Annotated in this window: 26 protein-coding genes and 1 pseudogene; 16 read left to right on the top strand and 11 right to left on the bottom strand. The window is 72.9% G+C overall.

The genetic code is table 11. From position 1 onward, the window contains the following. Positions 1–160: 160 nt before the first annotated feature. Positions 161–619 carry an Lrp/AsnC family transcriptional regulator gene (locus tag AB0I68_RS17420; protein WP_363178159.1) on the bottom strand — a complete coding sequence of 153 codons (459 nt, stop codon included), beginning with the start codon at positions 617–619 and terminating at the stop codon, positions 161–163. Between the two features lie 127 nt (positions 620–746). Here AB0I68_RS17420 and AB0I68_RS17415 point away from each other — a divergent pair, with 127 nt between their 5' ends. The 4 genes from AB0I68_RS17415 to AB0I68_RS17400 all read left to right on the top strand — a co-directional run bounded on the left by AB0I68_RS17415 (position 747) and on the right by AB0I68_RS17400 (position 6043). Further along, on the top strand, positions 747–1727 hold the full coding sequence (locus AB0I68_RS17415) for a DMT family transporter (protein ID WP_363178158.1): 981 nt from the start codon (positions 747–749) through the stop codon (positions 1725–1727). Beyond that, on the top strand, positions 1720–2913 hold the full coding sequence (locus AB0I68_RS17410) for an aromatic amino acid transaminase (RefSeq protein WP_363178157.1): 1194 nt from the start codon (positions 1720–1722) through the stop codon (positions 2911–2913). The genes AB0I68_RS17415 and AB0I68_RS17410 overlap by 8 nt, the downstream gene beginning before the upstream one ends. A 298-nt stretch (positions 2914–3211) precedes the next feature. Further along, positions 3212–5275: a discoidin domain-containing protein gene (locus AB0I68_RS17405; RefSeq protein ID WP_363178169.1), complete on the top strand. Its 2064-nt coding sequence runs from the start codon at positions 3212–3214 to the stop codon at positions 5273–5275. A 138-nt stretch (positions 5276–5413) separates the two neighbouring features. After that, a complete protein-coding gene (locus tag AB0I68_RS17400; RefSeq protein ID WP_363178155.1) occupies positions 5414–6043 on the top strand; it encodes a TetR family transcriptional regulator C-terminal domain-containing protein in 630 nt (209 codons plus the stop codon). Between the two features lie 9 nt (positions 6044–6052). Here AB0I68_RS17400 and AB0I68_RS17395 read toward each other — a convergent pair whose 3' ends face one another. The 3 genes and pseudogenes from AB0I68_RS17395 to AB0I68_RS17385 all read right to left on the bottom strand — a co-directional run bounded on the left by AB0I68_RS17395 (position 6053) and on the right by AB0I68_RS17385 (position 7666). Continuing rightward, positions 6053–6739, bottom strand: a complete 687-nt coding sequence (locus tag AB0I68_RS17395; protein ID WP_363178154.1) for an NAD(P)H-dependent oxidoreductase — start codon at positions 6737–6739, stop codon at positions 6053–6055. 101 nt (positions 6740–6840) lie between these two features. Further along, positions 6841–7266 (bottom strand): annotated as a pseudogene (locus tag AB0I68_RS17390) (LysR substrate-binding domain-containing protein); the annotation flags it as partial. A gap of 121 nt (positions 7267–7387) precedes the next feature. Continuing rightward, positions 7388–7666, bottom strand: coding sequence for a hypothetical protein (locus AB0I68_RS17385; RefSeq protein WP_363178152.1), 279 nt, complete (start codon positions 7664–7666; stop codon positions 7388–7390). A gap of 355 nt (positions 7667–8021) precedes the next feature. On the opposite strand from AB0I68_RS17385, the gene AB0I68_RS17380 reads away from it, so the two are divergent. The 3 genes from AB0I68_RS17380 (at position 8022) to AB0I68_RS17370 (ending at position 10605) form a co-directional block, all read left to right on the top strand. Beyond that, positions 8022–9308, top strand: a complete 1287-nt coding sequence (locus AB0I68_RS17380) for a VWA domain-containing protein (protein ID WP_363178151.1) — start codon at positions 8022–8024, stop codon at positions 9306–9308. Beyond that, entirely contained in the window at positions 9308–10144 is an 837-nt protein-coding gene (locus AB0I68_RS17375; protein ID WP_363178150.1) for a hypothetical protein, read from the top strand. Before AB0I68_RS17380 ends, AB0I68_RS17375 begins: the two co-directional genes overlap by 1 nt. Positions 10145–10290: 146 nt before the next feature. Next, positions 10291–10605: an antibiotic biosynthesis monooxygenase family protein gene (locus AB0I68_RS17370; RefSeq protein WP_363178149.1), complete on the top strand. Its 315-nt coding sequence runs from the start codon at positions 10291–10293 to the stop codon at positions 10603–10605. A gap of 9 nt (positions 10606–10614) precedes the next feature. Here the strand turns inward: AB0I68_RS17370 and AB0I68_RS17365 are convergent, their stop codons facing one another. Genes AB0I68_RS17365 through AB0I68_RS17355 form a run of 3 tightly spaced genes read right to left on the bottom strand, consistent with a single transcriptional unit; the run spans position 10615 to position 13315 of the window. Continuing rightward, positions 10615–11367, bottom strand: a complete 753-nt coding sequence (locus AB0I68_RS17365; protein WP_363178148.1) for a hypothetical protein — start codon at positions 11365–11367, stop codon at positions 10615–10617. 59 nt (positions 11368–11426) lie between these two features. Then, entirely contained in the window at positions 11427–12080 is a 654-nt protein-coding gene (locus AB0I68_RS17360) for a response regulator transcription factor (RefSeq protein ID WP_363178146.1), read from the bottom strand. Next, complete coding sequence (locus tag AB0I68_RS17355; RefSeq protein ID WP_363178145.1) at positions 12068–13315, bottom strand: histidine kinase; 1248 nt, start codon at positions 13313–13315, stop codon at positions 12068–12070. The genes AB0I68_RS17360 and AB0I68_RS17355 overlap by 13 nt, the downstream gene beginning before the upstream one ends. 178 nt (positions 13316–13493) lie before the next feature. Between AB0I68_RS17355 and AB0I68_RS17350 the strand changes: the two genes are divergently transcribed. Beyond that, a complete protein-coding gene (locus AB0I68_RS17350; protein WP_363178144.1) occupies positions 13494–13892 on the top strand; it encodes an LPXTG cell wall anchor domain-containing protein in 399 nt (132 codons plus the stop codon). A gap of 11 nt (positions 13893–13903) precedes the next feature. Here AB0I68_RS17350 and AB0I68_RS17345 read toward each other — a convergent pair whose 3' ends face one another. Continuing rightward, on the bottom strand, positions 13904–14563 hold the full coding sequence (locus AB0I68_RS17345; protein ID WP_363178143.1) for a DUF2278 family protein: 660 nt from the start codon (positions 14561–14563) through the stop codon (positions 13904–13906). 144 nt (positions 14564–14707) lie between these two features. Between AB0I68_RS17345 and AB0I68_RS17340 the strand changes: the two genes are divergently transcribed. The 3 genes from AB0I68_RS17340 to AB0I68_RS17330 all read left to right on the top strand — a co-directional run bounded on the left by AB0I68_RS17340 (position 14708) and on the right by AB0I68_RS17330 (position 16903). Next, complete coding sequence (locus AB0I68_RS17340; RefSeq protein WP_363178142.1) at positions 14708–15376, top strand: DUF6445 family protein; 669 nt, start codon at positions 14708–14710, stop codon at positions 15374–15376. A gap of 185 nt (positions 15377–15561) precedes the next feature. After that, a complete protein-coding gene (locus tag AB0I68_RS17335) occupies positions 15562–16227 on the top strand; it encodes a molybdopterin-dependent oxidoreductase (protein WP_363178168.1) in 666 nt (221 codons plus the stop codon). Next, positions 16211–16903, top strand: coding sequence for a cytochrome b/b6 domain-containing protein (locus AB0I68_RS17330; protein ID WP_363178141.1), 693 nt, complete (start codon positions 16211–16213; stop codon positions 16901–16903). Before AB0I68_RS17335 ends, AB0I68_RS17330 begins: the two co-directional genes overlap by 17 nt. A gap of 360 nt (positions 16904–17263) precedes the next feature. On the opposite strand, the gene AB0I68_RS17325 is transcribed toward AB0I68_RS17330, so the two are convergent. Next, a complete protein-coding gene (locus AB0I68_RS17325) occupies positions 17264–17458 on the bottom strand; it encodes a hypothetical protein (protein WP_363178140.1) in 195 nt (64 codons plus the stop codon). 244 nt (positions 17459–17702) lie between these two features. On the opposite strand from AB0I68_RS17325, the gene AB0I68_RS17320 reads away from it, so the two are divergent. Then, positions 17703–18659: a fibronectin type III domain-containing protein gene (locus AB0I68_RS17320; RefSeq protein WP_363178139.1), complete on the top strand. Its 957-nt coding sequence runs from the start codon at positions 17703–17705 to the stop codon at positions 18657–18659. An 84-nt stretch (positions 18660–18743) separates the two neighbouring features. After that, positions 18744–20846 (top strand): NB-ARC domain-containing protein, encoded by a 2103-nt coding sequence (locus AB0I68_RS17315; RefSeq protein WP_363178138.1) that lies wholly within the window; start codon positions 18744–18746, stop codon positions 20844–20846. A 143-nt stretch (positions 20847–20989) separates the two neighbouring features. Here AB0I68_RS17315 and AB0I68_RS17310 read toward each other — a convergent pair whose 3' ends face one another. Then, the gene (locus tag AB0I68_RS17310; RefSeq protein ID WP_030300124.1) at positions 20990–21175 is read right to left on the bottom strand and encodes a DUF5999 family protein; all 186 of its coding nucleotides are present in this window, start codon (positions 21173–21175) and stop codon (positions 20990–20992) included. 155 nt (positions 21176–21330) lie between these two features. Between AB0I68_RS17310 and AB0I68_RS17305 the strand changes: the two genes are divergently transcribed. Together AB0I68_RS17305 and AB0I68_RS17300 are read left to right on the top strand one after the other, a co-directional pair. Continuing rightward, complete coding sequence (locus AB0I68_RS17305) at positions 21331–21768, top strand: SRPBCC family protein (RefSeq protein ID WP_363178137.1); 438 nt, start codon at positions 21331–21333, stop codon at positions 21766–21768. A 63-nt stretch (positions 21769–21831) separates the two neighbouring features. Continuing rightward, positions 21832–22575: a hypothetical protein gene (locus tag AB0I68_RS17300; RefSeq protein WP_363178136.1), complete on the top strand. Its 744-nt coding sequence runs from the start codon at positions 21832–21834 to the stop codon at positions 22573–22575. 78 nt (positions 22576–22653) lie between these two features. Here the strand turns inward: AB0I68_RS17300 and AB0I68_RS17295 are convergent, their stop codons facing one another. Continuing rightward, a complete protein-coding gene (locus tag AB0I68_RS17295) occupies positions 22654–23883 on the bottom strand; it encodes an acyl-CoA dehydrogenase family protein (protein WP_363178135.1) in 1230 nt (409 codons plus the stop codon). 192 nt (positions 23884–24075) lie between these two features. On the opposite strand from AB0I68_RS17295, the gene AB0I68_RS17290 reads away from it, so the two are divergent. Then, complete coding sequence (locus AB0I68_RS17290; protein ID WP_363178134.1) at positions 24076–24720, top strand: TetR family transcriptional regulator; 645 nt, start codon at positions 24076–24078, stop codon at positions 24718–24720. The last annotated feature ends 59 nt before the right edge of the window (positions 24721–24779 follow it).

Raw genomic sequence — 24779 nt, 5'->3', positions numbered from 1 at the left:
AGAACCTGAAGCAGAAGCTCGCCCATTGACCAAGGGCCGGCAACCGCCCCCACACACCACAGACGCCGGAGAGGCCACAGCCTCCCCGGCGTCTGCACGCGCGCAACGACTCCCCCCACCCACCCGCGGAGGTGCTCGCAGCCGCAGCCCGCCGAGCCCGTCACGCGGGGCTGGGGTAGACCCTGGACTGCTTCACGCTGCCGAATGCGAAGCTCGACTCGATCGACGCGATGCCCGGGATGGCGTGGATCCGGTGCCGGACCAGCGACTCGTACGCCTCCAGGCTCTCGATGACCACCCGGAGCAGGTAGTCGCTGCTTCCGGCCATCAGATAGCAGTCCTGGATGTGCTCGATGACCGCGACGTGCTCCTCGAAGACACTGACCGCTTCCTTCGTGTGCCGGTCCAGGCGTATCCGGACGAAGACGGTGATCGGGAGGCCGAAGGCGACCTGGTCGACCATGGCCGTGTAGCCGCGGATCAGACCGGCCTCCTCCAGGCGCCGCACCCGGCGCAGGCAGGGCGACGGGGACAGCCGTACCCGGTCGGCGAGGTCCTGGTTGGACAGCCGTCCGTCGGCCTGCAACTCACGGATGATCTGCAGATCGACTGCGTCCATCACCACTCCTTGGCAGATTCTGCCTCAAACGTATGTCCGGGAGGCAGAACTGGCAATCGGCTGCCCCGGCAAAAGATCTAGCGTTGCTGCATGGCCGGATCCGGCCCCTGAGGCTGGAGGAGCCCCCTTGGTCACCACGAATGCCGGGCCCGCGACGGCGCCCACACCGGCCCGCGCCGCGGGCCGACTGGGACTCTCCCCGCAGGCACAGGGCACCCTGGCGCTGGTGGTGACCGTGCTGATCTGGGCCGCCTTCGCGCTCAGCGCCCGGGCCCTGAGCAGTTCCTCCCTGCGGCCCGCGGACGCGGCTCTGCTGCGCTTCGGCGTCCCGCTCCTCGTCCTGGCGCCCGCGCTGTGGCGGCGGCGCCGGCGGATCGCCGCCGTGCGCCCGGCAGCCGCGCTCAAGATCGCCTGCGGGGCGGGGGTGCCGTTCTTCCTGGCCGCGATGTACGGCGGCTCCCTGACCTCGGCGGCGTTCGTCGGCTCGATCGTCCCCGGGATGGTCCCGCTGTTCGTCTCCGCGCTCATGGTCGCCGGCGGCCGGGGCCTGCCCCGGGGCACGCAGGCGGCCGGGCTCGGGCTGATCGCGGTCGGCGTGGTCGCCCTGGTCTGGCGCTACGTGGTCCCGCTGAACACGCAGGTACTGGCCGGAGCCGGCATTCTGCTCGTCGCCAGCGGGCTGTGGGCCCTGTACACCGTCGGGCTGAAGGAGGTGGACCTCGATCCGGTCGGATCGATCGGCCTCCTGTGCCTGCCCTCGTTCGTGGTGATGGCACTGCTGGTGCTGACCGGAGTGCTGCCCACCGGCCTGGCGTCGGCCGTTGGGAGCGATATCGCCCTGTTCCTGGTGGTGCAGGGGCTGGGGGTCGGTCTGTGTGCGGGCCTGCTGTACGCGTTCGCCATCCGCAGCCTCGGCGCGGAGCGCAGCTCCACCGTGGGCAGCCTCAGCCCGGTCGCCGTGGTCCTCCTCGCCATTCCCCTGCTCGACGAGTCCCCGACCGTGGCCGTGCTCGTCGGCGTCCCCCTCATCACCGCCGGCGTCGCCCTCGCCAACCGGCGCCCCCGCATCCGCACCCGCACCGAGCCCGAGGTTCCCGTCCATGCTTGAGCTGCTCCTCCCGCCGCCCGTCGACCCGCTGTGGGACCTGACCGAGGCGTACGGCGCCGACGCCCGGCCCGAGCGCCTGAACCTCGTCCTCGGCGTCTACCGCGACCAGAGCGGCGGCACCCCGGTCATGGCCGCGGTACGGGAGGCCGAGATACGCCTGGCGGAGCGCTCCGCCTCCAAGGAGTACCGGGGGCTGTCCGGCAACACCGCCTTCAACCGGGCGATGCTGTCGATGGTCCTGGGTTCCGGCGGGGTGGCCGAGCGGGCCGTGGCCGTCCAGACGGTCGCGGGCAGCGGCGCGCTGCGGCTGCTGGCCGATCTGATCTGCCGCACGCGGCCGGGCACGACGGTGTGGATCAGCGACCCCGCGTACGTCAACCACCGGCCCATCCTGGAGGCCGCCGGCCTGACCGTGCGGACGTACGGCTGGCTCGATGCCGAGGGCCGCTTCGACACGGCGGGCATGCTGCGCGACCTCGGGGAGGCGCGGCGCGACGACGTCGTCCTGCTCCAGGGCTGCTGCCACAACCCCACCGGGGTCGACCCGTCCGCGCAGGCCTGGGAGGCCGTGGCCGAGCTCGCCGCGCGGGTCGGCTGGGTGCCGTTCGTGGACCTCGCGTACCACGGGCTCGGCGACGGTCTGGAAGCCGATCTGGCGGCCACGCGGCTGCTCGCGGATCGGGTCCCGGAGATGCTGGTCGCCATCAGCTGTTCGAAGAACTTCGGGCTCTACAGCGACAGGACCGGCTGCGCAGTCGTCCTCGGTGCGTCGCGCCAGTCGCTGCGGCACGTGGAGACGGCGCTGCAGAACGCGGCCCGCACGCTCTACTCCATGCCGCCGGAGCACGGCGCCGCGGTGGTGACGGCGATCCTCGAGGACGACGGTCTGCGGGCCCTGTGGCGCGCCGAGCTGGACGGGATGCGGGCCCGGATCGAGGACAACCGCAAGGAGCTGACCTGCGAGTTGACCGCGCTGGGCTGGGACGCGCAGGCCGATGTGCTGGCGCGGCAGAAGGGGATGTTCTCGATGCTGCCACTCACGCCGCATCAGATGCTTCGGCTGCGCAGCGGGTTCGCGATCTACGGAACGACCGCGGGGCGGATCAACATCGCAGGCATCCCGACGCACCGGATCCCCTGCCTCGCGCGGGGCATCGCGGCGGTCCTCGGCGAGGCCGCCGAGTAGCGCGGGCGCGCCCCGCAGGGGCGCGTTCCGGTCGCAGCGGTGCCCGCGGACGGGTGCCGCTGCGACCGCCGTCCGGGTCGACGGCGGCATCCCGCGCCCTGCCCCGGGCCTCCCTGACGCCGACGCCCCACCACACCTGACACTCCATCAGGTCATCTGTCCCGGACTATTGACTCTGCTCGCGCCAGTCGCGATTCTCGTCGCACTGCCTGCGCGGGACATGACAATTCACCGGCTCCCTCAGACGGTCTGCGTCCTCGACCGCGCCATCCGCCGACCGATGACGTGAGTGATGACCATGACCCGAGCCCCGCACCGCAGGCGCAGGCCCCTCGCGCTGCTCACCCTCCTCCTCGCCATGGTGGCCATGGCCCTCGGCCCCTCGCCCGGCGCCGCCGCCGAGGGCGACGCAGGCTGGTGGAACCCCTCAGCGCGGCCCGCGCCCGACTCCCAGATCAACGTGACGGGCGAGCCGTTCAAGGGCACCGACGCCCAGGGGCAGGTACGGGGCTTCATCGACGCCCACGACCACATCATGTCCAACGAGGGCTTCGGCGGCCGGCTCATCTGCGGCAAGCCGTTCTCCGAACTGGGGGTCGCCGACGCCCTCAAGGACTGCCCCGAGCACTACCCCGACGGCTCTCTCGCGATCTTCGACTTCGTGACCAAGGGCGGGGACGGCAAGCACGATCCGAACGGCTGGCCGACGTTCAAGGACTGGCCCGCCCACGACTCGCTGACCCACCAGCAGAACTACTACGCCTGGATCGAACGAGCCTGGCGCGGAGGCCAGCGCGTACTCGTCAACGACCTCGTCACCAACGGGGTGATCTGCTCGGTCTACTTCTTCAAGGACCGCAGCTGCGACGAGATGACCGCCATCCGCCTGGAGGCGCAGAAGACGTACGACATGCAGGCCTACATCGACAAGATGTACGGCGGCCCGGGCAAGGGCTGGTTCCGGATCGTCACGGACTCCGCGCAGGCCCGCGACGTCATCCAGCAGGGCAAGCTGGCCGTGGTCCTGGGCGTGGAGACCTCCGAGCCGTTCGGCTGCAAGCAGATCCTGGACATCGCCCAGTGCAGCAAGGAGGACGTCGACCGCGGCCTCGACGAGCTGTACCGGATCGGCGTCCGCAGCATGTTCCTCTGCCACAAGTTCGACAACGCCCTGTGCGGGGTCCGCTTCGACGAGGGCGCCCTGGGCACGGCGATCAACGTGGGGCAGTTCCTGTCGACCGGCACCTTCTGGAAGACCGAGCAGTGCGCCGGCCCGCAGCACGACAACCCGATCGGCCTGGCGCCGGCGCCTTCGGCGCAGAAGGAGCTGCCGGCGGGAGTGGCGGTCCCCTCGTACGCGGCCGACGCGCAGTGCAACACCCGCGGTCTCACCGACCTGGGCGAGTACGCCGTGCGCGGCATGATGAAACGCAAGATGATGCTCGAAGTCGACCACATGAGCGTCAAGGCCGCGGGCCGGGCCTTCGACATCCTCGAGTCCGAGTCCTACCCGGGCGTGATCTCCTCGCACAGTTGGATGGACCTGGGCTGGACCGAGCGCCTCTACAAGCTGGGCGGATTCGCCGCGCAGTACATGAACGGCGCCGAGGGGTTCAGCGCGGAGGCCAAGCGTACGGACGCGCTGCGCGACAAATACCAGGTGGGCTACGGGTACGGCACCGACATGAACGGGGTCGGCGGCTGGCCGGGCCCGCGCGGCGCCGACACCCCGAACCCGGTGAAGTACCCGTTCCGCAGCACCGACGGCGGCTCCGTCATCGACAAGCAGACCGCCGGGCAGCGCACCTGGGACTTCAACACCGACGGCGCCGCGCACTACGGCATGGTCCCCGACTGGATCGAGGACATCCGGCTCGTCGGCGGCCAGGGGGTCGTGGACGACCTCTTCAAGGGCGCCGAGTCCTACCTGCACACCTGGGGGGCGTCCGAGCAGCACAAGGCCGGGGTGAACCTCGCCGCGGGCGCGCCCGCCTCGGCCAGCTCCGCCGAGTGGAACCCGTTCGTCAGCTACGCGCCCGGCAGGGCCGTGGACGGGAGCACGGGCAGCCGCTGGGCGAGCGACTGGAGCGACGACCAGTGGCTCCGGATCGACCTCGGGTCCCCCGCCCTCGTCAAGCGCGTCACCCTCGACTGGGAGCGCGCGTACGGCAAGTCGTACCGCATCGAGGTCTCCACGGACGACGTGAACTGGCAGACGGTGTGGTCCACGACCTCCGGTGACGGCGGTCTGGACACGGCGCAGTTCGCCGGCGTCCCGGCCCGCTACGTCCGCGTCCACGGCGTGGGGCGCGGCACGCAGTGGGGCTACTCCCTGTACGAAGTCGGCGTCTACAGCAGCTGACGGCGCCGAGGCGGCGCCCGGAAGCCGGGGTCGTCCGGATCGGCTCGTTCGATCCGGACGGCCCCGGCCTCGGCCGTCCGCCGGTCCGTCCCGCCGCTGCGTCCGGTGCGGTACGCGAACGAAGGAGACCGAATCCGCATGGCACGGATGCCGTTGGCGCAGCGGCGCCGGCAACTGACCGAGGCCGCGATCCGCGCGATGACCCGCGACGGCGTCCCGAGGACGACGACCCGGTCCATCGCCGCCGAGGCGGGCGTGTCACTGAGCGTCTTCCACTACTGCTTCGACTCCAAGCAGGCGCTGCTCGAATCCGTCATCGAGACGATCACCGAGCACTACTTGGCGGTGGTGAAGGAGGCGATCCGGCCGCGCACCACCCTCCGGGAGACCGTCCGGGCCGGCTTCCAGGCGTACTGGGACCACGTCCGCACCCGTCCCGCCGAGCACATGCTCACGTACGAGCTCACGCAGTACGCCCTGCGCGAGCCGGGGTTCGAGCATCTGGCCCGGCGGCAGTACGAGCTGTACTGCGCGACGTACACCGAGCTCATCGAGCAGGTCCGGCTCGGCATGGAGTTCGAACTACGCGTCCCCGTCCCCGTACTGGCCCGCTATCTGGCGGCCATGACGGACGGGCTGACCCTGAACTTCCTCGTGCTCGGCGACGGCACCGGGGCGGCGGCGATCCTCGACATGGTCACCGACCACGTCGCGGGCCTGGTCCACGACGAGCGGCTGCTGCCGTGTTCCGGCCGCGTCCCCTCCTGAGGGCCGCCCTCAGTCCTCGGCGCGCTGGGTGATCGGGGCGCTGCTCTCGTCACCGAGGAACTCGTACCAGCGGCGCTGCAGGCACAGGTAGCGGGTGTCCGCCTCGGCCAGCGCCAGGAACGAGTCCACGGTGGCGGCGAGCCGTTCGCGCAGGCCCTCGTCGACCAGCTCGCCGTCCTCGCGGAAGGCGGAGTGCGCCATGGCCAGGCTGAACATGTCGGGGTACACCCGCGCCCCGAGGTGTTCGAGCGGGACGCGCAGAGCCCACAGGCCTCGGTTGCCGCCGACCATCGAGGGCGAGGCCGACACGAGCAGCGTCTGCTTGTCCTTGAACGGCTGCGGCCGGAACCGGGAGACCCAGTCGACGGCGTTCTTGAGCACGCCGGGCATCGACGCGTTGTACTCGGGCGAGGCGATGACCAGGGCCTGCGCCGCGAGCAGCCGCTCGCGCAGGGCTGCCGCAGCGGGCGGCGGCCCCTCGTCCGCCTCGGCGTCCCCGTCGTAGGCCGGCATCGCGAAGTCGCGCATCCGCGCGAGGTCCGCGGTGGCGCCGGAACGCTCGACCTGTCCCGCGACGAGTGCGGCCAGCCGGGCGTTCACGGAGCCCGCGCGGGAGGAGCCCGCCAGGACGAGGACGCGCAGGGCGTCCGGCCCGACGGTCACGGTCACGTCGGTCGCCTCGGTCGGCTCGGTCACATCGGGGACCGTACGGCACCCGCGCCGCGGGGTCCCGGCGGCAGCCGGGCCGGCCGTACGGCATCACCCCAACGGTCGCCTGTGCCGGGCGGGCCGGGCCCTCACCCGAGGATCGGGTGGGCCTCCGGGTGGGCGCTCCACCACGCGCGGTGGAAGGGGTTGTCGTCCACGTCGGCCAGGTACGCGCCGACCGCAGCGCGGTAGAGGGTGTCCGCCTGTCCGGCCGAGACCGCCGAACGGTTCCAGGCGAGGCGGAGGCGGCCCGTGACAGGGGTGCCGCGCAGCGGGCGCATCACGGCGCCCTCCACCGCGGGGGCCGTGGGCTGGGTGGGGGAGACGGCCCGGCCCGCCGCCACCAGGTCGTGGCGCATCTTGCGGTCGGTGATCCGGTAGCGCAGCGAGGGGACGAAGCCGGCCTTCGCGCAGGCCCCGACCAGGGCTTCGGGGCCGCCGTCGTCGTCCTCCACCAGGGTCATCCACTGCTCGTCGGCGAGTTCTGCGAGGTCCAGGACCTCCCGCCCCGCCTGCTGGGCCGGTGGCTGGGCCGCAGCGGCGTCAGCGGCAACGGCCGCAGCTTCCCCGGCAACGTGGGCCCGGGCGACCTCAACGCGTACTCGCGGCCGGGGCGCGTGCCGCTCGGCCGCGTCGTCAGTAGATGCGCGGGGACATGACCTGGGGAACGGCGTCCGGGGCCTCGAGGACGCAGCGGGGGACCCCGGGGCCGGGTGTCGCGCGGACGGACACCGGTGTCGGCGGCTCCGTCGGCAGCTCCACCTGCACGGTGACGGGCCGGTCGTGGTGCGTGGTGCCGTGCCCGGTCTCCTTGCCGTCGACCAGGATCTCCACCTCGACGCGGTGGCCCGTCTCGATGGTGGCGCTGACGGAGTGCCCCGCGTGCTCGATGTGGAAGTGATGGCGTCGTCTCATGAGGTCGCCTCCGACGGGGCGCTGCACACCGTCCCCCCGTCCAGGGTAGTGGCGGGTGCCGCGGCCCGCAGCAGTGATCGGGTGAGGGGGTGCCGCGGCTCGGCGGGCACCCGGCGGGCGGGCCTTCCTCGGCGACGCGCCCCGCGTCCAGGACGGCTGCCGGCCCGCCCGGTGGTGCAGCCGGGCGGAGTCCCGCTCAGGCCCCTACCCGCCTGCCCCATGCGGCCCGTCCCGGGCCGACCGCAGGTAGTGGTGCAGGTCGCGGAGGCCCTCACCCCGCGAGAGGCGGACAGCAGTGAACGCCGGTTCCCGGGAACGTTTTGGTTTGGCGGTCGATCCTCAATACGATCCGGCGATGATCACAAGAAAATGGGTGGCGGCCGGGGCCTGCGGCCTGTTGGCCACTCTGGCGGTCGGGCTCTTCCCGGCGAATGCCGCCGCCGGCGAACCGGTGGCGAAGGAGTCCCCCAAGGTCGAGCTGGTCCTCGACGTCAGCGGCTCGATGCGGGCGACCGACATCGACGGCAAGTCCCGGATGGCCGCGGCGAAGCAGGCGTTCAACGAGGTACTGGACGCCACACCGAACGAGGTACAGCTCGGGATACGCACCCTCGGGGCCACCTATCCGGGTGAGGACCGGCAACTCGGCTGCAAGGACACCAAGCCGCTCTACCCGGTCGGCAAGCTCGACCGGACCGAGGCGAAGACGGCGGTGGCCACCCTGGCCCCCACCGGCTGGACGCCCATCGGGCCGGCCCTGCTGGGCGCGGCCGAGGACCTCAAGGGCGGTGACGCCACCCGGCGGATCGTGCTCATCACCGACGGCGAGGACACCTGCGCCCCGCTCGACCCGTGCGAGGTGGCGCGGGACATCGCGGCCCAGGGCATCCACCTGGTCATCGACACGCTCGGGCTCGTCCCGGACGCCAAGACGCGCAACCAGCTGATCTGCATCGCCGAGGCCACCGGCGGTACCTACACCTCGGTGCAGCACACCGCCGAACTGTCCGGCCGCGTCAAGCAGCTGGTGGGCCGTGCGGCCACCCCGGTCGTCACCCCGGTGGCCACCGAGGGCGCCAAGCAGTGCGAGGGCGCCCCGCAGCTCGGCGCGGGCCTGTACACCGACCGTGAGACGTTCGGCGAGCACCGCTGGTACCGCGTGGACGTCAAGCCCGGCCAGGAGCTGCGCGCTTCGGTGAGCATCGCCGCCGACCGGGCTGTCAACAACGACTACGGCGTCCTGCTGCGGGCGACGACCGTGCACGGACGGGAGATCGTCCGCGGCTCGGAGGCGGGCGACGGACGCACCGACATGATCTCGGCCGGTCTGCGCTACCCGAAGGCCGAGCTCGACGACGCCGGCGCGGACGGGGACGGGGACGGCAAGCCGGCGGCGGAGACGGTCTGCCTGCAGATCAGCAACTCCTTCTCGGCGCCCGCCTCGGTCAAGACCACGCCGGGCCTGCCCGTCGAGCTCACCATCGACCTGGTCGACGGGCCCGACGACGCGTCCGACGCGGCCGCGTTCGGCCTCGGCCGCGGCTGGTGGCTGCTCGGCGTGCTCGTGCTCGCCGGTCTCGTCGCCGGTCTGCTGTGGGGCTGGATCTCCCGCTGGCGTATCTCGGTCTGGAGGACGAACTGATGCGTACCGTACGCATACTGACCGCCGCTGCCCTCGCCGTCGGCGGTGTGCTCGGCATGGCCGGCGCGGCCGCGGCGGACACCCCGTCGGCGAGCGCGAGCGCGAGCCCGAGCCCCGGCGGCAAGGCGTCCGGGCCCACCGAAGCGGGCACGGCGTTCCGTACCGCCACGGCGATCCGGCCGGGCGGGCGGGCCACGGCCGACGCGTCCACCGGTGACTACCTCTACTGGGTGGTCCCGCTGGACTCGGGGCAGCGGGCCACGGTCAAGGCCACGGTGAATCTGCCTCCGGCGGCGAACCGGCACGGCGCTTCGACCTGGCAGCTCGACGTCTACGACGGGCTGCGCCGCCGCCAGGCGTGCACGTACGGCACACAGCGGGCCGCGGCGGCCAAGGAGGCCGCCTCGGTCGACCTGTCCTGCACCCTGCGCACCGTCCGCCCCGGAGCGGAGCCCTGGGCCAACGACCCGCTGCCCGGCAGCTACTACGTCCGCCTGACGGTCGTCGGCGTGGCGGAGGAGGACCTCGGTCTTCCCGTACGGGCCGAGGTCGAGGCCGTCACCAGCGACACGGGAGGCGCCTACGCGGTGGACGGCGCCCTGGCGGCGCCCCTCGTACCCGGCATCGGCAAGACCGCTCAGGCGGCCTCCGGGAGTTCGGCGAAGCAGCAGCCCGCGGCGATCGGCGAGCCGGCCGACGGCTGGTCCGGCGGCCGGTGGTCCGACCGATGGGTCTGGACCGCGGCGGGCGGACTGCTCGGCGCCCTCGCCGGTATCTTCGGGTACTCCCTCACCCGCGGCACGGGCCGCCCCTCCCGGGTCCCGCCCCGCACCTGACCGCCCCGGCGGCCACGGCATCCGCCGTGGCCGCCCGGCCCTGGACCCGCCTCCCGGACGCCCCGGGGTCAGGGAGCGGCGTCCGGAGGTGACCCGCGAGTACGCGGCTAGCCTGGTGGAGGGGCCGTGCGTCGAGGTGGTGGGCCATGCCGGAGAACGACAGGTACTGGAGTTCGGGGAACTGGCACGTGTCGGAGGGCAGGGAAGACGAGTTCATCGAACGCTGGACCGCCTTCCTGACCTGGACCAATGCGGCGAGCAACGGCTTCCTCTCCGCCAAGCTGATCCGCGATACGGCCGACCCCGCGCATTTCGTCTCCTTCGCGTCCTGGCGGGACCCGGAGGCCATGGGCGCATGGCAGCAGAAGCCCGAGTTCGGCGAGCTCTTCGGTGAGTGCCGCGCCCTGTGCGACAGCGTCGAGGCGGGCGGTTACGTCCTCGCCGTCGACGTCGAGCCATAGGCCCGGGACTCAGTAGCCCGCCTCGGCGTGGCCCGAGTCCGCCGAGATGTCCAGCCGGCCGGATGCGGCGGGATCGTGCATCGTGGGCGCGACGTCGCAGCGGCCCGCCCCGGCCCGGGCCGTGACCCGGAAGCGGGTGGCGGTGGGCACGGTGAGCCGGAGGCTGCCCGCGCCCGCCCGCGCGGTGACCTGCTCCGGCGGGGCGACGAAGCGGGCGACGGCCGAGCCCGCCCCGGCCCGGATCTCGGCCTGCGGCGAGGCGAGTCCCGAGGCTTCGAGCGAGCCGGAGCCGACGCTCGCGCGCAGCGGTCCGCGCAGCGCGGTCAGCCGGAGCTGCCCGGCACCGACCTCCGCGTCGACGGGGCCGCCCAGCCCGCTGACGGCCATCGTGCCGGAGCCCGCGGTCACCTTCAGCGGGATGCCGACGGGCACCGTGACGTCCAGGTGGACCGAGCACCCGATGCCGGATTCCACGACGGCTCCGGCCGCCGGACAGCGCGGCGTCAGCTTCAGGGTCTCGCCGAGCCAGCTCTCCTCGATCCTCGGGGCGGTCACCGACCAGCGCACCTCGGCCTGGTAGGCCACCTGCCGGTCGGAGCGGGGGGTGACGCGTACGTCGGAGCTGCCCGCGTCGATCTCCACGGCCGACACCGGGCGTTCGCCGCTGGTCCCGCTCAGCGTCCCGCTCTCGGTGGACGTGTAGGCCCAGACCTGCCAGGCGGCCGGGGCGACGACGAGCAGGGCGCTCAGGACGGCGGCCACGAACCATGCCACCCGCTGCGGACGCCGCCCGCCACCGCCGCCCCTGGCGCCTCCGCCGCTCACGAGGCGCCGTCCAGGAAGCGCAGGACCGCGAGGACCCGCCGGTGGTCGCCGTCGGCCTGCGGCAGGTCGAGTTTGGCGAGGATGTTGTTGATGTGCTTGGCGACCGCGCTCTCGCTGATGACGAGCTGGGCCGCGATCCCCGCATTGGAGCGCCCCTCGGCCATCAGCGCGAGCACCTCCCGCTCGCGCGGGGTCAGCCGCTCCAGCGGGTCGATGCCCCCGCCGCGGCGCAGCAGCAGCTGCGAGACGACCTGGGGATCGAGCGCGGTGCCGCCGGCCGCCACCCGCTTGAGGGCGTCGATGAACTCCTCGACGTCGGCGACGCGCTGCTTGAGCAGGTACCCGATGCCCCCGGTCCGGCTGGCCAGCAGATCGGCGGCGTAGCGCTCCTCCACGTACTGCGAGAGCAGCAGGACCGAGGTTCCGGGCCACTGCCGGCGGATCATCAGGGCGGCGCGCACGCCCTCGTCGGTGAAGCCGGGCGGCATGCGGACGTCGACCAGGGCGAGGTCGGGCTCGTGTGCGGAGACGGCGGCGAGCAGGGCCTCGGCGTCCCCCGTCTCGGCGGCCACTTCGAATCCGGCCATTTCGAGGACCTTGACCAGCCCTATTCGCAGCAGCACCGAATCCTCGGCGATCACAGCCCGCACGGCAGCTCCACAGTCACGACGGTCGGGCCCCCGAGGGGGCTGTTGATCACAATGGTTCCGTCGACCGACCCTACGCGTTTGCGCAGGCCCACCAGTCCGGTGCCCCCGGCCGGGTCCGCGCCGCCCACCCCGTCGTCGGTGACGGTGATGCGCAGCAGGTCGGCGTCCCCGCGGACCTCCACGCGGCAGCGGGAGGCCTTGGCGTGCTTGGCGACGTTGGCGAGGGCTTCGGAGACGACGAAGTAGGCGACGGCCTCGACGGTGGGACCGGGCCGGCGCGCCAGCTCCACGGTCAGACCGACGGGCAGGGGCGCCCGGGCCGCGATCCCGGAGAGGGCCGCGTCGAGCCCCCGGTCCTCCAGGACCGCCGGATGCAGGCCGCGTACCAGGCTGTTGAGCTCCTCGATGGCCTCCTTGGCCTCGCGGTGGGCCTCGTCGATGACGGCCCTCGCCTCGGGCGGCAGATCCTTGAGCGTGGCGCGGGCGATGCCGAGGTTCATGGCGAGGGAGACCAGGCGCTGCTGGGCGCCGTCGTGCAAGTCCCGTTCGATCCGGCGGCGTTCGAGGTCGGCGGCGTCGAGGACACCGGCCCGGCTTTCGGCGAGGTCCTCGACGCGGCGCTCCAGCTCCTTGGCCCGGCTGGGTCCGAGGAGGGCGGCCGCGGCGAAGGCGTCGAGCCTGGCCAGGGCCGCGGCCAGCCAGGGGGTGGCCAGCAGCAGCAGAGCACCGAGCACGGTGGCGAGGTCGAAGCCCCGGGTCCAGCCCAGGCCGCGGTCCTCGACGGGCAGCAGCCACGCCCAGGCGTACACGGTGGCCCCGGCGACCCCGCAGGCCCAGGAGAAGACGATCAGCGCCCCACCGAACCCGGCGAGCGGGCTGACCAGCAGGTGGTATCCGTACTGCCGCCAGGTCGACTCGGAGCGCAGCCGCTCGAGCAGCCCGCGCGGGCGCAGCGGCCGGTGCGCGTAGCCGACGGCGGGTATCTCCAGCTCCACCAGTTCCCGGAACCGGCTGCGTTGGAGCAGGGTGAGCAGCGGACTCAGGAGCAGCATCCCGAGCAGCGTGGGCGCCGTCCGCCCCGGCGCCACGACCACGTAGGTGAACGCGGACACGCCGGGCAGGGCCATCGGGATCGCGGCGACGGTGAAGGCGGTGGTGCGCCAAGCCCACGGCGACCAGGGCGCATGGCCGGCGATCCAGCTGGTGGTACGCCTCAGCGCCCCGGAAAGTCCCATGCCCGTACGGTAATCGCACTGGTCAGGGACGTTCCACCACCCTGGCGCCCGCCCGGTGGTGTAGCCAGTGCCACCCCCGGTTCGGACAGTGCCGCTACTGATTCCGGTCTCCCGCGCGACCAGAGTGGTCGTCGTACCCGGGGGACGGACCGCCGGGGCCGGAAGGAGCTCCACCGCCATGACCCTCGTCGCCCCGCGCTTCCAGGCCCGCCGCACGCCCCGGCTGGCGACGCTGCTCACCGGCGCCGGGGTGGCGCTGCTCCCGTGGATGGTGGTGCTGGCGAAAACGCTGCCGCAGACCGCGGAGGTCTCCAACTGGTCCACCGCCTGGATCGGGCTGGACGCCATGCTGGCCGCGGGACTGAGCGGTACGGGTCTGCTGCTGAGGCGGCACGATCCCCGTGCGGCGCCCCTGGCTGCGGCGACGGCCGCGCTGCTGGTGATGGACGCCTGGTTCGACGTGACGACCGCGGCTGCGGGCAGCGCCCAGGCGGCCGTCGCCCTGGCGGTGTGCGCGGAACTGCCGCTCGCGGCAGCCTGCGCGGTGGTGGCGGTCCGCCGCCCGCAGTGCGCGTAGCGGCTTCTGCGTCAGACCGGGTGGCCGTCGGCGTCGGTGGGTTCCCGCTGCGTGGAGAACCGGGAGACGAACACGTCGAAGAGGCCGTCCGGGCGCCGGGTCAGCGTGGCCCCGTCCTGCCAGATGCCGTTGTCCGCCCACCACTGGCTGCCGTACGGGTCGCCCTGGTTCTGGTGGATGTTGTGCATGCCGAGCCCCTCGTCGAAGGGTTCGCCGAAGATCAGGACGGGCCGACCGGGGACGAGCATCGGCTCCAGCGCCTGGGAGGCCTCCAGGTAGGAACCCGAGATCCAGGGCCGCGGCGGGTTCAGCCGGTCCAGGATCCGCTGGATCCACTGCGGCGGGCGGCCGCCCAGGAGACAGCCGGGGCGGTCCGCGAGCGCCGGGTGCCGGAGGTAGTCGAGCGCGCCCGATCCGGACGTCCGGGCGAGGTCGTGGTAACCGGGTGCGGGCGAGGCGACCGGGTCGAGCACCGAGCCGTACAGGGTGAAGACCTTCCACTGGACGCCGGTCGCGGACTGCTTGCTGTCCACGTCGACGGCGCACGCGTAGCGGCCCGCGGGCGCATCGACCTCCAGGTGGACGTGGAACCAGCGGCCCTGGTCGTCGGGCCGGTCACGGAAGTGGCGGTGCACGGTTCCGGACAGCACTCCGTAGTTCTCGAGCGGCATGCCGCCAGTGAACCACCCGGCCCGACCGGCGGCGGGCGCCCCCCGGCGTGTCTCCGCCATCCCGGCACCCATGGGGAACACTTGACGGAACGTTGACTCCCTGCGGAGCGAGCAGCACCGGGCCCGGTGGTTACGGTCCCTCCCATGCCCCTACCTCCCCCCCTCCCGGTCCTCCCCTACCGCAAGCCGACCCGCGGGCGCGACTACTGGGTACTGGACGACGTACTGCCGGATCCGGACGCCGTACGGGAGCGCTGCCTCGCCAAGGACGACTGGACCGAGGGCTATCCGCACAAGCCCGAGAGCTGGCCGGGGCTGCGCGCCATGCCGGGTCTGGAGCCGGGCGAACTGGCCCTGGTGGAGCGGCTGGTGCGGAAGTCGACCGGCGCCCCGAAGATCTGGGCCGAACAGCTCTCGGGCGGCGGCACGTTCAACCACAACTGCGTCCAGGTCGTCGGCGAGGGTGAGTCCGAGCCGCGGCCGCACACCGACTCGCGGACGCTCTGCCGCTATGCCGCCGTGCTCTACCTCAACCCGAAGGTCCCGAAGGACTGCGGGACGAGCTTCTACCGCCAGAGCCTGCCCGGCGGCGCCCTGGGCGGCAACCAGGTGATCGCGCCGCACAACAACCTGGTCGACGCGCTGGGCACCCGCTTCGTGTCCCCCGACTCCTTCACCGAGGACGTACGGGTCCCCCATCGCGCCAACCGGCTGCTGCTCTACTCCGCGAACCTGATCCACAGCGCCACCGGGTACTTCGGGCAGACCCTGGAGGACAAGCGGATGACGGCGGTCTTCTTCTGGAAGGCATAGCCCGCCCGACCGGCGGCCCGCACAAGGTGTGACGGAAGTCTGACGGACACCCGCCGGCCCTGGCGCCGGGCCGCCGCCGGTGGTCGAATCGTCCCGTGAGCCCAGCACCTGCACCCGTACCTGCACCACGGCAACCGGACCCCGACGGTCAGGGCGTGCCGATCGGCCGCCGCCTGGTCCTCGGCATGGTCGGGCTCGGCGCGGCCGGCCTGGTCGCCGCCCCGTACGTCCAGGGCGGTTTCGAGAGCCTCCTCGGCGCGGCCGCCGACAAGGACCCCACCGGCCTCACCGGACTGCTGCCGAACGGCGGCGGGTTCCGCTACTACTCGGTGGCCTCCTCCGTTCCCGAGCGCGGCCCCGAGAACTACCGGCTCACCGTCGACGGCCTGGTCGACCGCCCCATGACGTACACCCTCGACGCCCTGCAACAGCTCCCGCAGACCCGGGTCGTACGGGACGTCCAGTGCGTCACCGGCTGGCGGGTTCCCGGCACCCCCTTCGAAGGGGTGCCGCTGGCGCGGCTGCTCGACGCCGCCGGGGTCCGCCCCGAGGCCCGGGCGATCCGCTTCAGCTGCTTCGACGGCACGTACACCGAGAGCCTCACGCTCCCCCAGGCCCGCCGGGACGACGTCATGCTGGCGCTGCGCATGCAGGACAAGCCGCTGGGCCACTCCCACGGCGGGCCGGTCCGGCTGTACGTCGCCCCCATGTACTTCTACAAATCGGCGAAGTGGCTCTCCGGCATCACCCTCACCCGTGACGTCGAACCCGGCTACTGGGAGCACCTCGGCTACGACGTCGACGCCTGGGTCGGCCGGTCGAACGGACGCGACGATGTCCCCACGGTCTGAGCCGGCGCCGGCGCGCGCCGAGCACCCCGAGCCCCCCGTGCCTGCCGACCGCCCCGGGCGGGTCCGCCGGTTCAGCCGCGCCGAGCGGTGGATCCACCGGGCCACCGCAGCCCTGATGGGCCTGTGCGTCGCCTCGGCGGCCTGCCTGTACCTGCCGCCGCTCGCCGAACTCGTCGGCCGCCGCCACCTCGTCGTCACCGTGCACGTCTGGTCCGGGCTGCTGCTCGGCGTGCCGGTCCTGCTGGGGCTCGCCTCGCGGTCCTTCCGCGTCGATCTGCGGCGCCTGGGCCGGTTCGGGCCGCACGACCGGGTCTGGCTGCGGGCCGCCCTGCGGCGCGACCGGACGACGGCGCGGCCCGCAGGGAAGTTCAACGCCGGGCAGAAGGTGTACGCGGGCTGGCTGGCCGGGGCGGTGCTCGTGATGGCGGGCACCGGCATGCTCATGTGGTGGACCGGCCTCGTCCCGGTCGTCCGGCGCACGGCCGCCACCTTCGTCCACGACTGGCTGGCCCTCGCCCTCGGGCTCGTCGTCGCCGCGCACATCGGGAAGGCCCTCGCCGACCCCGAGGCCCGGCGCGGTCTGCGCACGGGTTCCGTCGGCCGCGCATGGGCCGAGCGCGAACACCCGCTGTGGCAGCCTGAACCGTCCGGGCAGCCCGATCGGTCCGAGCGCTGACGCGCGCCCCGCGGGGCCGGGCCGGTACGGATCGCGTGCCGCCCGGCCCCGCGGGGATTCCCGGCGTCAGCCCCCGTCGCGGACCGCGACGATGCCGTTGAAGACGCCGACGTACGCGGTATCTCCTCGGCCTGCGCCGGGGAGATCCCGTACATCGCGGTGAAGACGATGAGGGCGGGGACCACGGCGCAGTTCAGCGTTCTTCGGAACATCCGGACCTCCTCCGTTCTCTTCAGTTCTATTGACAGTGCGTATGACATCGCGCCGCCGCCAGACGCTAGATCGCACGGCCGGAGGAGTCCATGGAAGAGCCGGATGATTCACGAAGGCGCAACAGTCGGTCAAGGCGGCCCAACCGGCTTACGGCCGCAGGCCGGAGACCACTTGGGCGGTGGCCGACAGGCCGTCGTGGATGGTTGCCGCCATGCTGCTGCTCGCGAGGTAGAAGCCGAGCAGCGCGCAGACGAGGGCGTGGGAGAACTTGAGGCCGCCGCTGCGCATGAAGATCCACGCGAGGATGACGAGCAGCACGACCACGGAGAGCGAAATCACCATCGATACCTCCTGAGAGCGGCGCCCATCGTGGCGCAAGAGGGGGTGCCTTCGGGCGAAACCCGCGTACGCCGTACGGGTGTTGACCGTCCGTGACGGGCGATCAGTGCTTGACGATCACGTCCGCACGGGTCGTACGGCCGCACCGGCGCGCGGGTCCTGTCGCGCGGGTCTTGCCGCGCCGTCCGCGCCCGTGCCATATATGTCTAGACCTTTACGAGGAAGCGGATGCCGAGGAAGGCCCCCCGTGCGACGCATCGTCCCCCTGCTCGCCCTCTGCCTGGCCGCCACCGGCCTCGCCGCCTGCACCGCGGCCGACACCACGCCCCCGGCGGCCCCTGCCGGGATCACCGCGCAGGCCGGCAGCGCCACGTCCGTGCACGTGATGTGGCAGGCGCCGGACCCGGCCGACGGGGTGACCAACTACCAGGTCTTCCAGGCGGGCCGGCTGGTCCGGGAACTCCCTGCCGACAAGACGATGGTGGACGTCACCGGCCTCACCCCGCAGACCGCCTACGCCTTCACGGTCCGCGCGCGGGACGCCGCCGGGAACACCTCCGCCCCCGGCGCATCCGCCGAAGCGACCACTGCGGCGGCCAAGGCCGAGGACCGCCAGGCCCCCACCGCCCCCGCGCGCACCACGGGCCGGGCGGAGGGGCCCCGGGCGGCCACCCTGTCCTGGACGGCCGCGACCGACGACACCGGCGTGACCGCGTACGACGTCTACCAGGCCGGCATCCGGATCCATACGGCCGGCCCCGCCGAGACCGCCACCACCCTGACGGGCCTCCAGCCGGACACCGCCTACACCTTCACCGTCCGGGCGCGCGACGGCGCGGACAACTCCTCCCCCGACGGCCCGGCCGTGGAGGTGACCACCCCGCCGTCCCCCGGCCGGGGTCCGAACACCGCGCCGGCCGATTTCACCGCGACCGCCTCCCCCGGTGCCGTCACGCTGACCTGGACCGCCCCGGACACCGGCCGCCCGACCAACGAGTACGAACTCCACGTCAACGGACGGCCCGTCACCGTCATCCAGTTCGGTGCCGGCGCCGTGCCCGCCTCCGGGGCCGCCCGGGTGTCGCACCGGCTCACGGTGACCGAGCCCGCCGGCACGCAGTGGACGCTCAAGCTGCGCGCCCGGCTGCCCGACGGCAACTGGGGGGCCTTCTCCGCGGAACGGAGCATCGTACTCACGGCATGAGGCCTGTGGCCGATGTCCCGGCAACGTGACGGCAATCCGGACCGAACGGCACTACCGGACAAGAAGATCGCGCACAATACATCCGTGTTCGGTGAGTACGCGTTCAATAGAAAACAGCCGGATTCCGCGGAGAGCGACGGCGATCCCGATCCGGCTCCCGGCGTCGCGCCGGGAAACCTGCCGCCCGACCCGACGGGCTTCATCGGCCGGGAGCACGAACTCGAGGAACTCCACTGCCTGTTGCGCTCCGGCAGGCTCACCACCCTCACCGGGGTGGGCGGCGTCGGCAAGTCCCGGCTCGCCCTGCGGGCCGCCGCCGACCCCGAACAGGCCCGGCCCGACGGGGTCTGGTGGGTGGAGCTCTCGCCGCTGCGCGACCCCGGCCTGCTCACCATGACCGTCGCCCACGCCGTCGGCCTGGCCGACCACTCCGCCCGCCCCCTCGACGAGGAGCTGTGCGCGTGGATGGCCGACAAGGAACTGCTCCTCGTCCTCGACACCTGCGAGCACCTGGTGGCCGAGTGCCGCCATCTCGTGGGTGAACTCCTCCAGTCGGCACCCGGACTGACGGTCCTGATCACCTCCCGGGAACCGCTCGGCAGCCGCTGCGAGAAGGTCGTCGAGGTCTGCCCGCTGCCCTGCGAGGGCCCCGACAGCGACGCCCTCGCCCTGTTCCGCGCCCGCGCCGTGGCCGCGACCCCGCAGGCCGCGGACGCCTTCGAGAACCCCGAACGGGCCGAGCTCGCGGCCGAGGTGTGCCGCCGCCTCGACGGGATCCCGCTGGCCCTCGAACTCGCCGGCGCCAGGCTGCGGCTGTGGACGCTGGAGCAGATGGCGCAGCGCCTCGGCGCCCGCTTCGCCGTGCTGTCCGACACCCGGCCCGCGCTGCAGCCCCGGCACCGGACGATGCGGACCGCGATCGGCTGGAGCCACGAGCTGTGCGAGCCGCTGGAACGGCTGCTGTGGGCCCGGCTGTCCGTCTTCACCGGGGACTTCGACGTCGCCGCGGCCCGGGCGGTGTGCTCGGGCGGCCCGCTGCCCGCCTCCCGGGTGGAGCGGGTGCTCGCGGGGCTCGTCGCGAAGTCCGTCGTACGGCGGAGCCAGGAGCGCGGCGCGGGCACCCGTTACCACATGCTGGACACGATCCGCGAGTACGGCCACGACTGGCTGACCGAGCTCGGCGAGGAGCAGACGGTAGCCGACCGGCACGCCCACTGGTACGCGGCGCTCTCCCAGGCCGCCGACCGGGGCTGGCTGAGCCCGGGCCAGGTGGACTGGTACCGCAGGATGACCGCCGAGCACGCACAGTTGCGGACCGCGCTGGAGCACCTCCTCGGCGCCGACCCGGCGGCCGCGCTCGAGATGGCCGGGGCCCTGTGGTTCTTCTGGTTCTCGTGCGGGCACGTGCACGAGGGCCGGGGCTTCCTGGAACGGGCGCTGCGGACGGCCCCGGGCACGGGGGCCGCGTACAGCCAGGCCGTGTGGGCCCTCGGGCTGACCGCCCTGCTCCGGGGGGACATGGGCGCGGCCCGGGAGCTCGGCAGGGAGTGCACCCGTGCGGCGGCCCGGCTGGCGGATCCCGAGCCGGAGCTGCGCGCGGCCTATCTGCACGCGGTGTCGGTGCTGATGCCCGGGGATCCCGTACGGGCGCTGGAGCTGGCGGGGCCCCGGTCGCGGGCCGGACACGGCGGCCGCACCAGCGGCCCGGGCTGGCTCCTGTGCCGGCTGGCCACCAGCTACGCGCTGTGCGACCTGGAGCGCTTCGAGGAGGCCGCCGAGGAGGCGCGGGGACTGCGCGAGGCCTGCGCGGAACTGGGCGAGCGCTGGCTGCGGGCGTACGCGGACTACGTGCTGGCCCTCGCGGCACTAGGGCTCGGCCACCACGGGGAGGCGGCACGCCATGTACGGGCGATGCTCTCCGGCAAGCGGCTGCTCGGCGACCGGTTCGGTATCGCGCTCGGCCTGGACCTGCTCGCGGCTGCGGTGGCGGCCCTCGGCGACGGGGAACTCGCGGCGCGGCTGCTGGGCACCGGGCACGCCTGGTGGCGCACGCTCGGCCGGCCGCAGATGGGCTCACCCTCGCTGACGGCCCTGCGGGACCAGGGCGAGCGGCAGGCCCGCGCGGCGATCGGCGACGAGGCCTACGAGACCGCGTTCCTGGGCGGAGCGGCGGCGTCCACCGGCTGAACTCCAGCCGGTGGGCCGCGTAACGTCGGGGCTCCCGTCAGTACGGGAGGGGTCTGCCCGACGGTGTGCGCAGGTCCAGGTCCCGGGGTGCGGGCTTGGGGACGGGCTTGCGGATCAGCTGCTGGCGCATGCGGCCTCCTTGCTCAGACCAGGGCCGGGCGGCGGGGTTCCACCGCGCGGCCGTCGGGAAGCAGCTCGCCGGTATCGTCGAAGATCACCAGGCCGTTGCAGAGCAGACTCCAGCCCTGTTCGGGATGGAAGGCCACGGTGCGGGCGGCGTCGTGATCGGCGCTGTCGGCGGACGGGCAGGGGGGCTGGTGGGAGCACATGGCGCACCTCCTCGCAAAGTGGGGCGGGAGGGCCGGTGGTCACCCGGTCGAATCCGCGATCCACGGTGGCGGTGAGTATTGCTGATCGCCGCCCCCGGACGGAACCCATATCGGGGGTCCAGTTCAGGGTGTGTATGCCCGATTACCATGCGCTCATGCCCGGTATCCGGTTCGTTCACCGAACGCCTCTGCCGCCCGTCGAGGCATGGCTGAGGCTGACGGACTGGGAACGCCACGGCGCACAGGTCCCGCTCACACGGACGATCATCGAGACGGCACCGCCCACGGGCGTCGGAACACTGTTCACGGCGCGCACGGGCGTGGGCAGGATCACGTTCGACGACCCGATGGAAGTCGTGCTCTGGAGACCCCCGGCGCAGGCCTCGCCGGGGCTCGTCCGGCTGATCAAGCACGGCCGCGCGATCACGGGCTGGGCGGAGATCGAGATCCGCCCCGGGCCGGCCGGCGGCTGCGAGGTCGAGTGGCGCGAGGAACTGCGCGTACGCGGCCTGGGCCGGCCGTTCGACCCCCTGGTCGCGGCGGCGGCCCGGTTGCTCTTCCGTCGCGCCCTCGCCCGGCTGCTGCGCGCCTGAGGGGCCGGGCTAGGGTCGCGGTGATCACCGCCTCTTGATCACCGCGAGACCGAGGAGACACCCGTGGCCACTCCGCCACCGCAGCACGGCGCCGGCCCGTACCACCCGTACGCCCCCCAGCAGGGCGGCCCCTACGGCCCGTACCCGATGCCTCGGCAGGCGGGCCCGTACGGCCCCCACCCGGTTCCGCAGGGCGCGTACGACTGCCGCCTGTGCGGGGCGCAGCCGGCCGCGCCGGTCACCGTACGCGGGCACCAGGGCATGCTCGTGCTGATGCGGTTCCTGCGCCAGGACGGGCCGTTCTGCCGCGACTGCGGGCTCGCCACCTACCGCAGGATGTCCTCGGACACCCTGTGGCAGGGCTGGTGGGGCCCGCTGTCCTTCTTCATCACGCCCTTCACCCTGCTGCTGAACCTCGGCGCGCGGGCGGGCTTCCGCCGACTCGCTCCCCCGGCGGGCGGCTTCCGGCCCGCGCTCGACCCGGGCAGGCCGCTGTGGCGCCGCCCGGCGGCGCTGCTCTTCCTCGTGCCGGCGCTGCTCCTCTTCCTGGCCGTTCCGGCGCTCGTCGTGCTCGGCCTGGTGATCGACGGCCCGGAGCAGCTGTCCGTGGGGCAGTGCGTACGCAACGAGGGCAGCTGGACCGACCAGGACCTGCAGGTCGTGTCCTGTGGCTCGCCCCGCGCTCAGTACAAGGTCACCGCGCGGCTGGACACGCCCGGCGCGCACTGCGCCCCGCTCGACTACCTCGCCGACCCGAAGTACGGCCCCGACGAGTTCACCAGCGCCTGCCTCACGCCGCTGCACTGAGACCCGGGCCGTGGGGTACGGGTGTGCGGCCCGTACCCCTGGCCCCGGGCCCCGCGCCCCACGGCCCCGGCTCAGCCCCTAACGGATCGGCATGCCGGAGATCGTGCGGGCGATCACCAGGCGCTGGATCTCGCTGGTTCCCTCGAAGATCGTGTAGATCGCGCTGTCGCGGTGCATGCGCTCGACCGGGTACTCGCGGGTGAAGCCGTTGCCGCCGAGGATCTGGACCGCCTGGGCGGTGACCTTCTTGGCCATCTCGCTCGCGAACAGCTTCGACATCGAGCCCTCCGCCGAGGTGAAGGGCTTGCCGGCGACCGCCATCCAGGAGGCCCGCCACACCAGCAGCCGGGCCGCGTCGATCTGGGTCCGCATGTCGGCGAGTTGGAAGGCCACACCCTGGTTGTCGATGATCGGGCGGCCGAACTGCGTACGGGTCTTGGCGTAGTCGAGGGCGACCTCGTACGCCGCGCGCGCGGTGCCGACGGCCATGGCGCCGACCGCCGGGCGGGAGGCCTCGAAGGTGGCCATGGCCGCGTTCTTCACGCGCTCGCCACCACCGGCCCTGGCCCGCTCGCGCGCCCGCGCGAGGCGCTCGTCCAGCTTGTCCTTGCCGCCCAGCAGGCAGGAGCCGGGCACGCGTACGTCTTCGAGAACCACCTCGGCGGTGTGCGAGGCGCGGATGCCGTGTTTCTTGAACTTCTGACCCTGGGACAGACCCGGGGTGTTCGGCGGCACGATGAAGGAGGCGTGGCCCTTGGTGCCGAGCTCCGGATCGACGACGGCGACGACGATGTGGACGTTGGCGATGCCGCCGTTCGTCGCCCAGGTCTTGGTGCCGCTCAGCACCCACTCGTCCTTGGCCTGGTCGTAGACCGCTCGGGTCCGCATCGAGCCGACGTCGGATCCGGCGTCCGGCTCGGAGGAGCAGAACGCGGCGACCTTCACGTCGTCCGGGGTGCCGTACATCTGCGGGATCCAGGTGCCGATCTGCTCCTCGGTGCCGTTGGCGACGACGCCGATGGCGGCGAGCCCGGTGCCCACGATCGACAGGGCTATGCCCGCGTCGCCCCAGAACAGCTCTTCCATGGCCATCGGGATGCCGAGGCCGGTAGGGTCGAAGAACTGCTGGGCGTAGAAGTCGAGCGAGTAGATGCCGACCTTCGCGGCCTCCTGGATGACGGGCCACGGAGTCTCTTCGCGCTCGTCCCATTCCGCGGCTGCGGGCCGGATCACGTCGGCCGCGAAGCCGTGGATCCAGTCCTGCACCTGCTTCTGGTCGTCATTGAGCTCCATGGTGAATTCCGCCATGTCCCCTCCACCTGTGCATCCACCAGTGCGTTACTGGCGGTAACCCTTACGGTGGCCACAGTGTGTTACCGACGAGTAAGCACTGTCAAGCAGAGTCCTCCGCGGTACAGCCGATTCGTTCGCGAGGGTGTGCGGGGTGTTACGTTGCGTGGGCGTCACGCACCATCGCAAGGGCGGGGAGAGAAACACGTCATGGAGACCACTCAGCAGGCCGGCGAACCGGGAGCGGCCGAGCGCCGCAGGCGGGAGCTGCTCGAAGCGGCCGACCGGGTCGTCCTCCGGGACGGCCCCAAGGCATCCATGAATGCCATCGCGGCGGAGGCCGGCATCACAAAGCCGATCCTCTACCGGCACTTCGGCGACAAGGCGGGGCTCTACCAGGCCCTCGCCGTCCGGCACACCGACGCCCTGCTCGACTCGCTGCGGGCCGCGCTCGACGCCCCGGCCGAGCGCCGCAGGCGGGTGGAGTCCACCCTCGACACCTATCTCGCGGCCATCGAGGCCCGCCCGCAGGTGTACCGGTTCCTGATGCACCCGGCCGAGGACTCGCACGCCGCCGAGCGCGGCTTCGACGTGGGCCTGCACTCGGCCCCGCTGCTGCGCCGGCTCGGCGAGGAGCTCGCCCAGGTGATCGGCGAGCGTGTGGACCTCGGCCCCGGCGGCGAACGCCTGGCCCGTATCTGGGGCCACGGCATCGTCGGCATGATGCACGCCGCCGGCGACTGGTGGCTCGGCGAACGCCCGTGCGAGCGTGCGGAGTTGGTCGCCGGACTCACCGACCTGCTGTGGGGCCGGCTGGCCACGGCCGGCAACCGCGTGGACGGCCCGGGCTTCTAGCCGGACGGCCCGGGCTTCCGGCCCGGGCCCCGTGCGCTCCCCCGCCGCCGCGGCGGGGG

Origin of the sequence: Streptomyces sp. NPDC050448, from assembly GCF_040655295.1 — a bacterium.
Classification (GTDB): Bacteria; Actinomycetota; Actinomycetes; order Streptomycetales; family Streptomycetaceae; genus Streptomyces.
This window is presented reverse-complemented; position numbering and strand designations above follow the sequence as displayed.

What these genes read in the sequence shown, in the direction of transcription:
- AB0I68_RS17420 (WP_363178159.1), bottom strand. Translation starts at nt 619, where the DNA reads ATGGACGCAGTCGATCTGCAGATCATCCGTGAGTTGCAGGCCGACGGA.
- AB0I68_RS17410 (WP_363178157.1), top strand. Translation starts at nt 1,720, where the DNA reads ATGCTTGAGCTGCTCCTCCCGCCGCCCGTCGACCCGCTGTGGGACCTG.
- AB0I68_RS17405 (WP_363178169.1), top strand. Translation starts at nt 3,212, where the DNA reads ATGACCCGAGCCCCGCACCGCAGGCGCAGGCCCCTCGCGCTGCTCACC.
- AB0I68_RS17400 (WP_363178155.1), top strand. Translation starts at nt 5,414, where the DNA reads ATGGCACGGATGCCGTTGGCGCAGCGGCGCCGGCAACTGACCGAGGCC.
- AB0I68_RS17385 (WP_363178152.1), bottom strand. Translation starts at nt 7,666, where the DNA reads ATGAGACGACGCCATCACTTCCACATCGAGCACGCGGGGCACTCCGTC.
- AB0I68_RS17380 (WP_363178151.1), top strand. Translation starts at nt 8,022, where the DNA reads ATGATCACAAGAAAATGGGTGGCGGCCGGGGCCTGCGGCCTGTTGGCC.
- AB0I68_RS17375 (WP_363178150.1), top strand. Translation starts at nt 9,308, where the DNA reads ATGCGTACCGTACGCATACTGACCGCCGCTGCCCTCGCCGTCGGCGGT.
- AB0I68_RS17370 (WP_363178149.1), top strand. Translation starts at nt 10,291, where the DNA reads ATGCCGGAGAACGACAGGTACTGGAGTTCGGGGAACTGGCACGTGTCG.
- AB0I68_RS17355 (WP_363178145.1), bottom strand. Translation starts at nt 13,315, where the DNA reads ATGGGACTTTCCGGGGCGCTGAGGCGTACCACCAGCTGGATCGCCGGC.
- AB0I68_RS17350 (WP_363178144.1), top strand. Translation starts at nt 13,494, where the DNA reads ATGACCCTCGTCGCCCCGCGCTTCCAGGCCCGCCGCACGCCCCGGCTG.
- AB0I68_RS17345 (WP_363178143.1), bottom strand. Translation starts at nt 14,563, where the DNA reads ATGCCGCTCGAGAACTACGGAGTGCTGTCCGGAACCGTGCACCGCCAC.
- AB0I68_RS17340 (WP_363178142.1), top strand. Translation starts at nt 14,708, where the DNA reads ATGCCCCTACCTCCCCCCCTCCCGGTCCTCCCCTACCGCAAGCCGACC.
- AB0I68_RS17335 (WP_363178168.1), top strand. Translation starts at nt 15,562, where the DNA reads ATGGTCGGGCTCGGCGCGGCCGGCCTGGTCGCCGCCCCGTACGTCCAG.
- AB0I68_RS17330 (WP_363178141.1), top strand. Translation starts at nt 16,211, where the DNA reads ATGTCCCCACGGTCTGAGCCGGCGCCGGCGCGCGCCGAGCACCCCGAG.
- AB0I68_RS17325 (WP_363178140.1), bottom strand. Translation starts at nt 17,458, where the DNA reads ATGGTGATTTCGCTCTCCGTGGTCGTGCTGCTCGTCATCCTCGCGTGG.
- AB0I68_RS17310 (WP_030300124.1), bottom strand. Translation starts at nt 21,175, where the DNA reads ATGTGCTCCCACCAGCCCCCCTGCCCGTCCGCCGACAGCGCCGATCAC.
- AB0I68_RS17305 (WP_363178137.1), top strand. Translation starts at nt 21,331, where the DNA reads ATGCCCGGTATCCGGTTCGTTCACCGAACGCCTCTGCCGCCCGTCGAG.
- AB0I68_RS17295 (WP_363178135.1), bottom strand. Translation starts at nt 23,883, where the DNA reads ATGGCGGAATTCACCATGGAGCTCAATGACGACCAGAAGCAGGTGCAG.
- AB0I68_RS17290 (WP_363178134.1), top strand. Translation starts at nt 24,076, where the DNA reads ATGGAGACCACTCAGCAGGCCGGCGAACCGGGAGCGGCCGAGCGCCGC.